14 protein-coding genes are annotated in these 14,559 nt (G+C 56.1%); all 14 read right to left on the reverse strand.

Features of this window, described 5'->3' with window-relative positions; all coding sequences use genetic code 11:
* Nucleotides 1-1,440, reverse strand: a complete 1,440-nt coding sequence (gene nuoN / locus P8T57_RS19985; RefSeq protein ID WP_071239929.1) for an NADH-quinone oxidoreductase subunit NuoN — start codon at nucleotides 1,438-1,440, stop codon at nucleotides 1-3.
* Between the two features lie 11 nt (nucleotides 1,441-1,451).
* Nucleotides 1,452-2,969 (reverse strand): NADH-quinone oxidoreductase subunit M, encoded by a 1,518-nt coding sequence (locus P8T57_RS19990; protein ID WP_007089418.1) that lies wholly within the window; start codon nucleotides 2,967-2,969, stop codon nucleotides 1,452-1,454.
* Between the two features lie 6 nt (nucleotides 2,970-2,975).
* Nucleotides 2,976-4,973 carry an NADH-quinone oxidoreductase subunit L gene (nuoL, locus tag P8T57_RS19995; RefSeq protein WP_037991317.1) on the reverse strand — a complete coding sequence of 666 codons (1,998 nt, stop codon included), beginning with the start codon at nucleotides 4,971-4,973 and terminating at the stop codon, nucleotides 2,976-2,978.
* 7 nt (nucleotides 4,974-4,980) lie between these two features.
* Entirely contained in the window at nucleotides 4,981-5,289 is a 309-nt protein-coding gene (nuoK, locus tag P8T57_RS20000; RefSeq protein ID WP_007089416.1) for an NADH-quinone oxidoreductase subunit NuoK, read from the reverse strand.
* Complete coding sequence (locus tag P8T57_RS20005; protein ID WP_007089415.1) at nucleotides 5,289-5,897, reverse strand: NADH-quinone oxidoreductase subunit J; 609 nt, start codon at nucleotides 5,895-5,897, stop codon at nucleotides 5,289-5,291. The genes nuoK and P8T57_RS20005 overlap by 1 nt, the downstream gene beginning before the upstream one ends.
* An 81-nt stretch (nucleotides 5,898-5,978) precedes the next feature.
* On the reverse strand, nucleotides 5,979-6,467 hold the full coding sequence (gene nuoI, locus P8T57_RS20010) for an NADH-quinone oxidoreductase subunit NuoI (RefSeq protein ID WP_341364090.1): 489 nt from the start codon (nucleotides 6,465-6,467) through the stop codon (nucleotides 5,979-5,981).
* A 31-nt stretch (nucleotides 6,468-6,498) separates the two neighbouring features.
* Nucleotides 6,499-7,512, reverse strand: a complete 1,014-nt coding sequence (gene nuoH, locus P8T57_RS20015) for an NADH-quinone oxidoreductase subunit NuoH (RefSeq protein WP_007089413.1) — start codon at nucleotides 7,510-7,512, stop codon at nucleotides 6,499-6,501.
* 87 nt (nucleotides 7,513-7,599) lie between these two features.
* Nucleotides 7,600-9,660, reverse strand: coding sequence for an NADH-quinone oxidoreductase subunit NuoG (nuoG, locus tag P8T57_RS20020; protein WP_341364091.1), 2,061 nt, complete (start codon nucleotides 9,658-9,660; stop codon nucleotides 7,600-7,602).
* Between the two features lie 27 nt (nucleotides 9,661-9,687).
* On the reverse strand, nucleotides 9,688-10,968 hold the full coding sequence (gene nuoF, locus P8T57_RS20025; RefSeq protein WP_007089411.1) for an NADH-quinone oxidoreductase subunit NuoF: 1,281 nt from the start codon (nucleotides 10,966-10,968) through the stop codon (nucleotides 9,688-9,690).
* A 1-nt stretch (nucleotide 10,969) separates the two neighbouring features.
* The gene (gene nuoE, locus P8T57_RS20030) at nucleotides 10,970-11,632 is read right to left on the reverse strand and encodes an NADH-quinone oxidoreductase subunit NuoE (protein WP_052268365.1); all 663 of its coding nucleotides are present in this window, start codon (nucleotides 11,630-11,632) and stop codon (nucleotides 10,970-10,972) included.
* On the reverse strand, nucleotides 11,629-12,807 hold the full coding sequence (locus P8T57_RS20035) for an NADH-quinone oxidoreductase subunit D (RefSeq protein ID WP_037991326.1): 1,179 nt from the start codon (nucleotides 12,805-12,807) through the stop codon (nucleotides 11,629-11,631). Before P8T57_RS20035 ends, nuoE begins: the two co-directional genes overlap by 4 nt.
* Entirely contained in the window at nucleotides 12,807-13,436 is a 630-nt protein-coding gene (locus P8T57_RS20040; protein ID WP_007089408.1) for an NADH-quinone oxidoreductase subunit C, read from the reverse strand. The genes P8T57_RS20035 and P8T57_RS20040 overlap by 1 nt, the downstream gene beginning before the upstream one ends.
* Nucleotides 13,437-13,454: 18 nt before the next feature.
* On the reverse strand, nucleotides 13,455-13,997 hold the full coding sequence (locus P8T57_RS20045; RefSeq protein WP_007089407.1) for an NADH-quinone oxidoreductase subunit B: 543 nt from the start codon (nucleotides 13,995-13,997) through the stop codon (nucleotides 13,455-13,457).
* The gene (locus P8T57_RS20050) at nucleotides 13,988-14,353 is read right to left on the reverse strand and encodes an NADH-quinone oxidoreductase subunit A (protein ID WP_007089406.1); all 366 of its coding nucleotides are present in this window, start codon (nucleotides 14,351-14,353) and stop codon (nucleotides 13,988-13,990) included. The genes P8T57_RS20045 and P8T57_RS20050 overlap by 10 nt, the downstream gene beginning before the upstream one ends.
* Nucleotides 14,354-14,559 lie beyond the last annotated feature (206 nt).

A 14,559-nucleotide genomic window follows, 5' to 3' on the forward strand; every position in this document is an offset into this window, starting at 1 on the left:
TTACTGCCCGAGCAAGGCCGTCGCGGCAACGCCGGCACTATCCATCAACGGGTTCGGGAAGAAGACGAAAGCCAGAAGAATGACCGTCGCAACAGCCATGATCACATTCATCTCGGTGCCGTTCTTGTCGAACGCTTCGACCGGCTCGTCGAAATACATCACCTTGATGATCCGCAGATAGTAATAGGCACTGACGACCGAGGTCACCAGACCGATCACCGCCAGCGTCACAAGACCGGCATCAACCGCCGCCTTGAACACATAGAACTTGCCAAAGAACCCTGCAAGCGGCGGAATACCGGCCATCGAGAACATCAGGATCGCGGTCACCGCCGCCATCAGCGGCTTGGTCTTGGCCAGACCGGCCAGATCGGTGATTTCCTCGACCATGCGGTCATTGCGACGCATCGACAGGATCACGGCAAAGGTGCCAAGGTTCATCACAAGGTAAATCCCCAGATAAACCAGAATCCCCTGCACGCCCTCTGCCGTACCGGCCGCAAGACCGACCAGCGCGAAACCAACGTGACCGATGGATGAATAGGCCATCAGACGTTTGATATTGTCCTGACGAAGCGCCGCGAACGAACCCCATGCCATCGACAGGATCGACACCAGAACGATGATCTGCTGCCAGTCTTCGACAACACCGGCAAACGGGCCAACCGCAACACGCACAAACAGCGCCAGACCGGCAATCTTCGGCGCAACCGCAAAGAACGCCGTCACCGGGGTCGGTGCGCCTTCATAGACGTCCGGGGTCCACATATGGAACGGAACCGCAGAAACCTTGAAGCACAGACCGGCAAACATGAAGGCCAGCCCCACCAGTGTCCCGACCGAAAGGCCGCCATTGCTGATCACATCGCCCAGAACGGCAAAGTTGGTCGAACCGGTAAAGCCATAGACCATCGACATGCCATACAGCAGCATACCCGACGCAATCGACCCCAGAACGAAGTATTTCAGGCCCGATTCCGTGGCGCGAACGGTGTCGCGGCGGATCGCCGCAATCACGTAAAGTGCGAGCGACTGAAGCTCAAGGCCAAGATACAGCGACAGCATGTCGGTCGCCGATACCATCGCCATCATGCCAAGCGTGGCAAGCAGGATCAGGATCGGGAATTCGAACCGCGACATGTTTTCGCGTTCGGCGTAATTCATCGCCATCACGATACCAATCGACGAACCGATCAGGATCATCACCTTGGTGAATTTGGCAAAGGCATCTGCCGTGAACTGGCCATAGAACGCCACCCCGCCGTCACCCAGAACCACCAGCACAAGGGCGATGATCTGGGCTGCAACCGCAAGCCATGAAACGGTGCGGAAAGCCTTGTCCTTACCGGCAAACACGCCAAGCATCAGAAGGGCCAGGGCCGAAACGGCCATAAAGATTTCGGGCAATGCCGCCCCGAGGTTGAGCATAGAAACTCCCATGTTCATTCCCCTCAATTCGCCGCCAGCTGCGCAGCCTGAGCTGCGGCAGCCTGCGCCGTTTCGACCTGGTTGACGAGGTGTTCAACCGAAACATGCATGATGTCGAGGAAGGAGACCGGATAGACCCCCATCCACAGAACGATGATCACAAGCGGTGCAAAGATCAGCCATTCACGCGGGCTCATATCAAGGATCGACTTAAGGTTTTCCTTGGTAAGGGCCCCGAACACGATGCGGCGATAGAGATACAGCGCATAAGCCGCACCAAGGATCAGACCGGTTGCGGCAAAGAATGCCACCCAGGTATTGGCTTCGAACGCGCCCAGCAATGCCAGGATTTCGCCAACGAAACCACCCGTCCCCGGAAGACCGACAGACGCCATCGTAAAGAACATGAAGATAACGGCATAACCCGGCATACGGTGCACAAGACCGCCATACGCATCGATCTCGCGGGTATGCATGCGGTCATAAACCACACCAACACACAGGAACAACGCGCCCGATACCACACCATGGCTCAGCATCTGGAAGATCGAACCTTCGATACCATGCTGGTTAAAGGTGAAGGCACCAATCGTGACAATCCCCATATGGGCCACCGACGAATAGGCAATCAGCTTTTTCATGTCCTGCTGTGCCAATGCGACCAGCGACGTATAGATGATCGCCACAATCGACAGCGTAAACACCAGCGGGGCAAAGGTTTCCGACGCCAGCGGCATCATCGGCAACGAGAACCGCAGGAACCCGTAACCACCCATTTTCAGAAGCACACCGGCAAGGATCACCGAACCTGCCGTCGGTGCCTCAACGTGGGCATCGGGCAACCAGGTATGAACCGGCCACATCGGCACCTTGACGGCAAAGGATGCAAAGAACGCCAGCCACAGCCAAAGCTGCATATTATAGCTGAACCCGTGCGCCATCAGTGTCGGGATGTCGGTGGTGCCTGCTTCGAAATACATCGCAAGCAGCGCCACCAGCATCAGAACGGAACCCAGCAGCGTGTAAAGGAACAGCTTGAAGGCTGCATAAACACGACGCTGACCGCCCCAGACACCGATGATGATGAACATCGGGATCAGAACGCCTTCGAAGAACAGATAGAACAGCAAACCGTCAAGCGCGCTGAACATACCGACCATCATCGTTTCCAGGATCAGGAACGCGATCATGTATTCCTTGACACGTTTCTGGATTGCTTCCCATGCCGACAGAATGCAGATCGGCGTCAGGAAGGTCGCCAGAAGCACGAACAGCATCGAAATGCCATCCACGCCCATGTGATAGGAAATGTTCAGGCCCGGCATCCAGTCGGCTTTTTCAACGAACTGGAAATCGGCCGTGGTGCTATCGAAATTCACCCACAGCATCAACGATGCGAGGAAGGTGAAACCCGACGTCCACAAAGCAACCCATCGGGAGTTGCGGGCGACATTCGCCTCTTCCCCGCGGATCAGCAGCACGAACAGTGCACCGATCAGCGGTAAAAAGGTGACGATCGAAAGAATTGGATAATCGCTCATCGCCCGTTAACCCATCTTCCAAATTGTGTAAGACACCAAGGCGGCAATACCGATCAGCATCGCAAACGCATAGTGATAGACGAAACCGCTCTGAAGGGCGCTGACGCGACGTGCAATGTTACGGCATGCTGCGGCGACACCGTCCGGACCGACACCGTCGATCAGCGCGCCATCGCCCGATTTCCAGAAGCCATAGCCAAGATAGAAGGCCGGCTTGACGAAAATCTTGTCGTAAAGCTCGTCGAAGTACCATTTGTTCAGCGCAAAGCGATACAGACCGTTGAAGGTATTGGCCAACTGCCGCGGCAGCGACGGAACCAGCTTGTACATCACAAGTGCGATGACAAAGCCCGATACCATGGCAACAAACGGTGCCAGTTTGACCCAGCCCGGAACATGGTGTGCATGTTCAAGAGCCTGATGACCTTCGGCCATGAAGATCGCGCCGTTCCAGAATGCCAGCATCTCTTCATAGTCACCACCACCGAACCAGTCCTTGGCGTACCAGCCGGCAAAGATCGCACCGATGGTCAGGAACAGAAGCGGCAGCGTCATGACGGCCGGGCTTTCATGGACATGGGCCATGGTCCGCTCGTCCGCACGCGGGGTGCCAAAGAAGGTCATGAAGATCAGACGCCAGCTATAGAACGACGTCATCAGTGCCGCCAGGATACCGGCCCAGAAGGCATAAGTCCCGACCGCGGTATGTGCGGCAAACGCGCTTTCGATGACAAGGTCCTTGGAATAGAAGCCCGCAAGCCCCGGGAAACCGGTAATCGCAAGCGTACCAACCATCATCACCGCAAAGGTCAGCGGAACCATCTTATAGATGCCGCCCATCTTGCGCATGTCCTGCTCGTCGGACATCGCATGGATGACCGAACCGGCACCAAGGAACAAAAGCGCCTTGAAGAAGCCGTGCGTCATCAGGTGGAACACGCCCGCCGAATAGGCCGACACGCCACACGCAAAGAACATATAACCAAGCTGCGAACAGGTCGAATAGGCGATCACGCGCTTGATGTCGTTCTGAACGCAACCAATGGTCGCGGCAAAGAACGCGGTCGATGCGCCGACAACGGTAATGATCGCAAGCGTGGTTTCGGCATATTCAAAGATCGGCGACAGGCGCGCAACCATGAACACACCGGCCGTCACCATGGTTGCCGCGTGAATAAGGGCGGAAACCGGCGTCGGGCCTTCCATCGCATCAGGCAACCACGTATGCAGGCCAAGCTGTGCCGATTTGCCCATCGCACCGATGAACAGAAGGAAACAGGTGATCTCAAGGGCTGAGAATTCATGACCAAGGAACAAAAGCGTCGTTCCGGCAACTTCTTCGGCATTGCCAAAGATCACGTCGAACTGAACGCTATCGAACAGGACATAAACCGCAAAGATACCCAGCGCAAAGCCAAAGTCACCGACACGGTTAACGACAAACGCCTTGATCGCGGCGGCCGATGCCGACGGCTTGGAATACCAGAAACCGATCAGAAGATAGGACGCAAGCCCCACCCCTTCCCAGCCAAAGAACAGCTGGATCAGGTTGTCGGCAGTCACCAGCATCAGCATGGCAAAGGTAAACAGCGACAGATACGCCATGAAACGCGGCTTGTCGGGATCGTGCGACATGTAACCGATGGAATAGATATGCACCATCGACGATACACCGGTCACAACAATCAGCATGACACAGGTCAGCGTATCAAAACGAAGCGCCCATTCAGCCGTGAAGTTACCCGAAGAAATCCAGGTAAACAGCTGAACTGTCACCGGGTTGCCGCCAATCGCAACATCGACAAAGGCGAAAATCGAAATGATGAAGGCCGTAACGACACCGCCCACCGTAATCAGCTGGGAAATGCGATCAGACGTCGAAACACCATGATGATGGCTGCTGTCATGCTCGGCACCGGACGCGGACGACATGGCGCCGGCCAGCGTAATGATGCCGGCAATCGTGGCAGCGATCAGGGGCAGGAATACAATCAGAGGATACATATCTGCCTTACCCCTTCATCATGTTGATGTCTTCAACCGCAATCGTGCCGCGGTTACGGAAATAGACCACCAGGATCGCAAGACCGATCGCTGCCTCGGCGGCGGCAACGGTCAGGACGAAGATGGTGAAGACCTGTCCGACGAGGTCGCCAAGGAACGACGAGAACGCGACAAGGTTGATATTGACTGCCAGCAGCATCAGCTCGATCGACATCATGATGATGATGACGTTCTTGCGGTTCATGAAGATGCCAAAGATCCCGAGTGTGAAAAGGATCGCCGCGACGGTCAAATAATGTGCAAGACCGATTTCCATCAGATCCCCCTACCGACCGGAACTTTTTTGACTTCAAGCGTGTCAGCGCGATCGCGTTTGACCTGCTCGGAGATTTTCTGACGGCGGACACCCTCGCGGGTACGCAGCGTCAGGACAATTGCGCCAATCATCGCAACAAGCAGCACCAGACCGGCAGCCTGGAAGATGTATGCGTAATCGGTGTAGATCAGTTGGCCAAGCGCCTCGACATTGGTCAGTCCGGCGGGCGTCGGATGCGCCAGAACGGCGATCTTGTCATCTGACAAAGCCCAGCCCGCGCCGACAAAGGCCAGTTCCACAAACAGCACCAGCGCGATCAGAACCCCGATCGGCAGATAGTTGAGGAAACCTTCGCGCATCTCGACAAAGTTGATGTCGAGCATCATGACGACGAACAGGAACAGAACCGCGACCGCGCCGACATAGACGACGACGAGCAGCATGGCGAGAAACTCAGCACCCAGCAGGACGAAAAGCCCGGCTGCGTTAAAAAATGTCAAAATCAGCAGCAGTACCGAATGCACCGGGTTGCGAACGGTCACAACCGCAGTCGCGGACAGAACCGCGACAGTAGCAAACAGGTAAAAAGCCAAAGCCTGTACGACCATAAGGTACCCCCTTGGCGAGCCGCCCTGCCCCAACAGCAGAAAGCGGCCCATGAACTCTCTTTATACGATCAGACGCGACACTTACCGATAAGGTGCGTCTGCCTCCAATCGTGCAGCAAGCTCGGCTTCCCAACGCTCGCCATTTGCCAGAAGCTTATCCTTGTCATAGAGAAGCTCCTCGCGGTTTTCGGTTGCGAACTCGAAGTTCGGACCTTCAACGATTGCATCCACCGGACAGGCTTCCTCGCAGAAACCGCAATAGATGCATTTCGTCATATCGATATCGTAGCGCGTCGTACGACGCGAACCGTCATCGCGCGGCTCAACCTCGATGGTGATGGCCTGCGCGGGACAGATCGCCTCGCAAAGTTTGCACGCAATGCAACGCTCTTCCCCGTTGGGATAACGGCGCAGCGCATGCTCGCCACGGAAACGCGGGCTCAGCGGACCCTTCTCATAGGGATAGTTCAGCGTCACCTTCGGCTTGAACATGTATTTCAGGGTGAGCGCCATACCGGAAACGAGTTCCATCAGCAGGAAGCTCCGGGCCGTCCGATCAATAAATGACATCGTTTACCTCTCTCTCTCCGATGCGCGGCGATCAGGCCGGGACCTTGTCAAAAGCAACCAGGAACGTGGCGACCAGCATGACCCAGGCAAATGACAGCGGCAGGAAGACTTTCCAACCCAGACGCATCAGCTGGTCATAGCGGTAACGCGGGAATGTCGCACGCACCCAGAGGAAAATGAACAGAACGAAGCAGATCTTCAGAATGAACCAGATCGCCCCCGGGATGAATTCCAGCACCGGCAGCGGCGCGGTCCAGCCGCCCAGGAACAGAACAGCGCAAAGACCGCTCATCAGAATCATGTTCGCGTATTCACCCAGGAAGAACAGCGCAAAGGTCATTGCCGAATAATCGACGTTATAACCCGACACCAGTTCGGCTTCCGCTTCCGGAAGGTCAAACGGCGCACGGTTCGTTTCGGCCAGGATCGACACGATGAAGACCACAAACATCGGCAGGTGATAGATGAAGTTCCATTCCCAGATGCCGCCAACCTGACCGCGAACGATATCGCTAAGGTTCAGCGACCCAGTGGTCAGCAGAACCGAAATGATGATCAGGCCAATCGAAATCTCGTACGAAACCATCTGGGCGCCGGAACGCAGCGCACCAAGGAAGGCGTATTTCGAGTTCGACGCCCAACCGGCCATCACGATGCCGTAAACACCCAGCGATGAAATCGCGAACAGGTACAGAATGCCGACATTCAGATCCGCCAGAACCATGCCCTCGTCGAACGGGATAACCGCCCAGGCAATGATCGCCAGAATGAAGGTCAGCATCGGGGCAATGATAAACACGCCCTTGTTGGCACTGGTCGGAACAATCGTTTCTTTCAGAAACAGTTTCAGACCATCGGCCAGCGGTTGCAGAAGACCAAACGGCCCCACAACGTTCGGGCCTTTGCGCAACTGCATCGCACCGATGACCTTGCGCTCGGCATAGGTCAGATAGGCGACAGCAACCAGCAGCGGGACAACAATCGCCAAAATCTTGGCGACGATCCAGACCAGCGGTTCAATATATCCGTCCCAAAGAAGTTCCATCGGTCAAACCGTATCTTTTGCGTTTCGTCCCTGAATTGGGACACCCCCTTGCGGGACGGGCGACGATGTCATCGCCGCCCCCCAAACTCAGGCAACCTTCTCGGCAGCCGCATCCTTGACAAAGGCCTCTGTACATTTGGCCATCGTCACCGATGCACGGCTGATCGGGTCGGTCATATAGAAATTGCGAATCGGCGAGATAAAGCCATCAGACTTCATATCGCCTGCCTTGCCGAAATCGGTCCACTCTGCCTTGGTGACAGCATTCAGCGAGGCGAAAGTCGCGCTGAGTTCAACCATGCGCGAACGCACGGCATCAATGTTGTCATACGGCAGGGCCTGACCAAGTGCGCCTGAAAGCGCACGGACAATCGCCCAGTCTTCCTTGGCCTCGCCAACCGGGAAAACAGCGCGCCAGCCCTGCTGGGCGCGGCCTTCGGTATTGACGTAGGTACCGTTCTTTTCGGTATAGGCAGCACCGGGCAGGATCACGTCGGCAGCCTGCGCACCGGCATCGCCCATCGCCCCCTGATAGACCACAAAGGCCTTCTCAAGTTTCGACATGTCGATTTCATCGGCACCCAGAAGGTAAACAACCTCGACATCGCCTTTTGCCGCGGCATCAAGGATGTCATTGGTCGCAAGACCGCCCTCGCCCGGGACAAAGCCCAGATCAAGGCCACCGACGCGCGATGCGGCGGTGTGCAGAACGTTGAAACCGTTCCATTCGCCCGAAACCATGCCGTATTTTTCGGCAATCGCCCGGACGGTCGCCAGAACCGCATCGCTGTCCTCACGGTTAAGCGCGCCCATGCCAACGATGATCATCGGCTTTTCGGCGGCTTTCAGCACCTTGGCGAAATCGTTTTTGCCATCCAGCACCGCAGAAAGCGTTTCCGCACCGGCACCAAGATAGTCGTGCTTGTAGGTCGGGTCCCAGCTTTCGCCAATGATGCCAACTTTGAAATCACCGGCCGTCGCACGCCAGCGCTTGCGCAGACGCGAATTGATGATCGGCGCTTCGGCACGGATATTCGCACCAACGATCAGGCAGGCATCGGCATCATCAATGCCCGAAATCGTGGTGTTAAAGATATAGGACGCACGCGGACCGCCAATTTTCGATCCGTCCTGACGGCAATCAAGGTTCGGCGACCCAAGGGTACCCATCAGATCCTTTAACGCAGTCATCGATTCACAATCGACCGTATCACCGGCGATTGCGGCAATCTTCTTGCCATCAAGCCCGGAAACCTTTGCCTTGATCGCGGCAAACGCCTCGTCCCAGCTGGCGGCTTTCAGCTTGCCATCAACACGCACATACGGACGATCCAGACGCTGGCGTTTCAGACCGTCAATCGCGTAACGGGTTTTGTCCGAAATCCATTCCTCGTTCACATCGTCATTGGTACGCGGCAGAACGCGCATGACTTCGGCACTGCGGGAATCGATACGGATGTTCGATCCAACCGCATCCATAACGTCGATGCTGTCGGTTTTTTTCAATTCCCACGGACGCGCGGTAAACGCATAGGGTTTGGATGTCAGCGCACCAACCGGGCAAAGATCGACCAGGTTCCCCGAAAGTTCGGAATTGATCGATGCTTCGATATACGGTCCGACCTCGGTATCCTCGCCGCGGTAAACCGCACCCATGGTGCCGACACCTGCGACTTCCTCAGAAAAACGGACGCAACGGGTGCAATGAATGCAACGGGTCATGATCGTTTTGACGATCGGACCCAGTTCCTTGTCCTTCACCGCACGCTTTTTCTCGGCATAACGCGACGCGTCAAAACCATAGGCCATCGCCTGGTCCTGAAGGTCACATTCACCGCCCTGGTCACAGATCGGGCAATCCAGCGGATGGTTGATAAGCAGGAATTCCATCACGCCATTGCGGGCTTTCTTGACCAGATCGGAATCCGTCTTGATCACCATTCCATCTGCCGCAGGCATGGCACAGGACGCGACCGGCTTGGGTGCGCGTTCCATTTCAACCAGACACATACGGCAGTTGCCGGCGATTGACAGGCGCTCGTGATAGCAGAAACGCGGAATCTCCTTCCCGGCCTCTTCACAGGCCTGAAGGACTGTCGCCCCGGCTTCTACTTCAACTTCAATACCGTCAACTGTCAGTTTCGGCATGTCTCAATCCCTCTCAACAGGCCCCTCTCAGGCCGCGATCCGTGCGCGATATTCCTTGATCCGCCGTTCCATTTCGGGACGGAAGCGACGGATCAGACCCTGGATCGGCCATGCAGCTGCATCGCCAAGCGCACAAATGGTGTGGCCTTCGACCTGTTTGGTCACATCCCACAACAGATCAATTTCATCAAGCGTGGCCTGTCCCCGGACCATGCGCGCCATGATGCGCGCCATCCAGCCCGTGCCTTCACGGCACGGCGTACACTGGCCACAGCTTTCATGCTGATAGAATTCCGACAGACGCGCGATGGCGTAAACGATGTCGGTGGACTTATCCATCACGATCACCGCTGCCGTACCAAGGCCCGATCCCACTTCACGCAGGGCATCGAAATCCATCAGCACATCGTCGCAAATGTCTTTGGTCATCAGCGGAACCGACGAACCGCCCGGAATGACCGCCAAAAGATTGTCCCAGCCGCCACGAACGCCGCCACAATGCTTTTCGATCAGCTCACGCAGCGGAATGCTCATGGCTTCTTCGACCGTGCACGGCTTTTCGACATGGCCGGAAATCGCAAACAGCTTGGTGCCGTGGTTGTTTTCACGGCCAAAGCTGGTGAACCATGAACCGCCACGGCGCAGGATTTCCGGCACCACGGCAATCGATTCGACATTGTTCACCGTCGTCGGGCAGCCATACAGACCGGCATTGGCCGGGAACGGCGGCTTCAGACGCGGCTGGCCTTTCTTGCCCTCAAGGCTTTCGATCAGCGCGGTTTCCTCGCCACAGATATACGCCCCTGCACCAAGATGCAGATAAAGGTCATAATCCCAGCCCGAACCGCAGGCATTCTTGCCAAGCAGACCGGCTTCATAGGCTTCGTCGATTGCACGCTGAAGGTTCGATGCCTCGTGATAGAATTCCCCACGGATATAGATATATCCGGCATGGGCATTCATCGCGAAGCTGGCCAGAAGACAGCCTTCAATCAGGGTGTGCGGATCATTGCGCATGATCTCACGGTCTTTGCAGGTACCAGGCTCGCCCTCGTCGGCATTGACCACAAGGTAACTCGGACGACCATCGGATTCCTTGGGCATGAACGACCATTTCAGGCCGGTCGGGAAGCCTGCGCCCCCGCGACCACGCAGACCGGATGCCTTCATCTCGTTGATGATCCAGTCGCGCCCTTTTTCAATCAGGGCCTTGGTGCCGTCCCAGTTGCCACGTGCCTGTGCCGCCTTAAGACCGAAGTCCTGAAAACCGTACAGGTTGGTAAAGATACGATCCTTATCCTGCAACATCTCAGGCCTCCCCTTCGCTTGCATCAGCAGACTGATCGGCAGCGCCGCAGCCACAGAATGCCTTCAGAACCTTGGGTCCACCAATCGGCTCGCAGCCGCGACGACCGATCTGCGGACCGGCTTTCGGCTTTTCACCCTTTTTCAGGGCATCAAGGATCGACTTGGTGCTATCGGCAGTCAGGTCTTCGTAATAATCGTCGTTAATCTGCATCATCGGTGCGTTAACGCACGCGCCAAGGCATTCAACCTCGATCAGGGTAAACTGGCCGTCTTCGGTAGTCTCACCGATTCCGATGCCCAGTTCTTTCTTGCAGGTATCGACAACATCGGCCGAACCGCGCAACCAGCACGGCGTCGTGGTGCAGACCTGGATGAAATTCTTGCCCACCGGGGCAAGGTTATACATCGTATAGAAGGTCGCCACCTCATAGACGCGAATGGCCGGCATTTCGAGCATGTCGGCAATGTAATCCATTGCAACAGTCGGAACCCAGTTACCATCGGTCTGACGTTGTGCCAGATCAAGCAGCGGCATGACCGCGCTCTGCTGGCGGCCTTCCGGATACTTGGCGATAATCTTTTTTGCCCGCTCCATGTTTTCCGGGGAAAACGCAAAGCTGACAGGCTGAAGCTCTCTCGGAGCTGGTCTTCTCAAATGGCTCATCGGTCAATCTCACCGAACACGATATCAAGCGACCCGATATTGGCAACGACGTCGGCCAGCATGTGGCCTTTGGACATGAAGTCGATGCCCTGAAGGTGCGGGAACCCGGGTGCGCGAATTTTGCAGCGATACGGACGGTTCGAGCCATCCGAAATGAGATACACGCCAAACTCGCCCTTCGGGGCCTCGACCGCGGCATAGCATTCGCCCGCCGGAACGTGGAACCCTTCGGTAAAGAGTTTGAAGTGATGGATCAGGGCTTCCATCGAGCGTTTCATTTCTGAACGCGACGGCGGCGCCACTTTGTTATTTTCAACGATAACAGCACCATCAGGCATTTCTTTAATGGCCTGCTTCATGATCCGAAGCGACTGGTTCATTTCTTCGAAACGCACCAGGAAGCGATCATAGCAGTCGCCGTTTTTGCCGATGGGAATATCGAAATCGAAATCTTCGTACGAATCATAGGGCTGCGATTTCCGCAGATCCCACGCCATCCCCGATGCGCGGATGTTCGGCCCGGTAAAGCCCCAGTCAAGCGCCTCTTCGGGCGAAACGATCCCGATATCAACCGTACGCTGCTTGAAGATACGGTTGCCGGTCAGGATACGGTCGAAATCCTTGACGAATTTCGGGAACTGATCGCACCAGGCATCAATATCGGCCAGCAACCCTGCCGGAAGATCGGCAGCAACGCCGCCCGGACGGAAATAGTTGGCATGAAGACGGGCACCGCACGCACGCTCATAGAATTCCATGAGCTTTTCACGTTCCTCGAAGCCCCACAGCAGCGGGGTCATCGCACCAACGTCAAGCGCAAAGGCGGTCAGGTTCAGAAGATGGTTCAGGATACGACCCATTTCCGCGTACAGGACGCGGATATACTGGGCGCGTTTCGGCACCTCGACACCCATCAGCTTCTCGATGGCCAGGCAATAGGCATGTTCCTGGTTCATCGGCGCGACATAGTCGAGACGGTCGAAATACGGCGTCGCCTGAATATAGGTTTTATATTCGATCAGCTTTTCCGTACCGCGGTGCAGAAGGCCGATATGCGGATCGGCGCGTTCGATAACCTCGCCGTCCATTTCAAGAACCAGACGCAGAACGCCGTGCGCCGCAGGGTGCTGCGGGCCGAAGTTCATGGTCATGTTTTTGATTTTCTGTTCCGACATCAGGCCTTGCCCTCCGCCTTTTCATCGCCGGGGAGAACATGCTGGATGCCTTCCCACGGGCTTTCGAAATCAAAGTTACGGAAATCCTGAACCAGTTTCACCGGCTCGTAGACAACGCGCTTCTGCTCGTCGTCATAGCGAACCTCGACATAACCGGTCAGCGGGAAATCCTTGCGAAGCGGATGACCTTCGAAACCGTAATCCGTCAGGATACGGCGCGGGTCCGGGTGATTATCAAAGAAAATGCCGAACAGATCCCACGTTTCGCGCTCGAACCAGTTGGCGGCGCTGTAAACGGAAACGGCACTTGGCACCGGGGTTTCTTCGTCGGTGCTGACCTTGACGCGCACACGCAGGTTATGCTTGAGCGACAGCAGATGATACACGACGTCGAAACGCTGGGCGCGTTCGGGATAATCAACCCCGCAAATGTCAACAAGCTGCTTGAACAGACAGCCCGCATCATCGCGAAGGAATGTCAGAACTTTAAGAATAGCATCGCGTTTGACCGCGATGGTCAGTTCGCCATAACGGTACTGGGTTTCCAGAACCTTGTCGGCAAACTGGGACACCACTAGATCTTTAAGATCTTTCAGCGCGGCGCTGTTATCGCTGAGCACTTCGCTCATGCAAGCCCCCTATAAGGATCAGCGTGTCAGGACACCGGTACGGCGGATTTTCTTTTGCAACTGCATCACGCCGTAAATCAGCGCTTCGGCTGTCGGCGGGCACCCGGGAACATATACGTCCACCGGCACAACGCGATCACAACCGCGCACCACCGAATAGGAATAGTGATAATACCCACCACCATTCGCGCACGAACCCATCGAAATCACCCAGCGCGGCTCGGCCATCTGGTCGTAAACCTTGCGCAATGCGGGGGCCATTTTGTTGGTTAGCGTCCCGGCAACGATCATCACGTCGGACTGACGCGGGCTCGGACGGAACACAAGACCATAACGGTCAAGGTCGTAACGCGATGCGGCGGCATGCATCATTTCCACAGCACAGCAGGCCAGACCGAACGTCATCGGCCACAGCGAACCGGTGCTCGCCCAGCTTGCCAGCTTGTCGAGATTGGCAAGGACAAAGCCCTTGTCATTCATCTCGTCGAACACGCCTTTAAGCAGGGTATCCTGATCCTGACCGGGTGCCAGGGGTGCGCCTGTATTGGTGCTCACTCCCATTCCAAAGCTCCCTTCTTCCATTCATAGACAAATCCGACCGTCAGCACAGCCAGGAAAATCACCATAGAAAAGAAACCGAAGGTGCCAATGTCACCAAGGGTCACAGCCCACGGGAACAGGAACGCAACTTCGAGATCGAAAATGATGAACAAGATGGCGACCAGATAGAACCTGACGTCAAACTTGATGCGCGCGTCCTCAAACGGCGCAAATCCGCATTCGTATGCGGACAGCTTTTCAACATCAGGAGCCTGCTTGGCCAGAACCAGCGACGCGATGACGATAACCGCCGAGAGACCGACGGCGATCCCGATGAAAATCAGGATCGGAAGATATTCCGAAAGAAGCTCTTGCATCTCTCTGACCTCTCAAGAACAGGCCTCTTTTGACCCGACCAGGTCCCCACCCGGCCTATACCGGCGCACCATAACGTATGCACCGCACAAGTTCCAGCCCCGTAAGCGGTTTTAACACCGCCTAAGGCCGGAAACTTCCTAATCTTTTTGCCATTCCCTGCTCTCCGATATCGGACCGCGCAACGCCATGATCAAGTCCCTTTCCT

It is taken from the genome of Thalassospira sp. SN3W (assembly GCF_038070535.1).
Taxonomy (GTDB): domain Bacteria; phylum Pseudomonadota; class Alphaproteobacteria; order Rhodospirillales; family Thalassospiraceae; genus Thalassospira; species Thalassospira xiamenensis.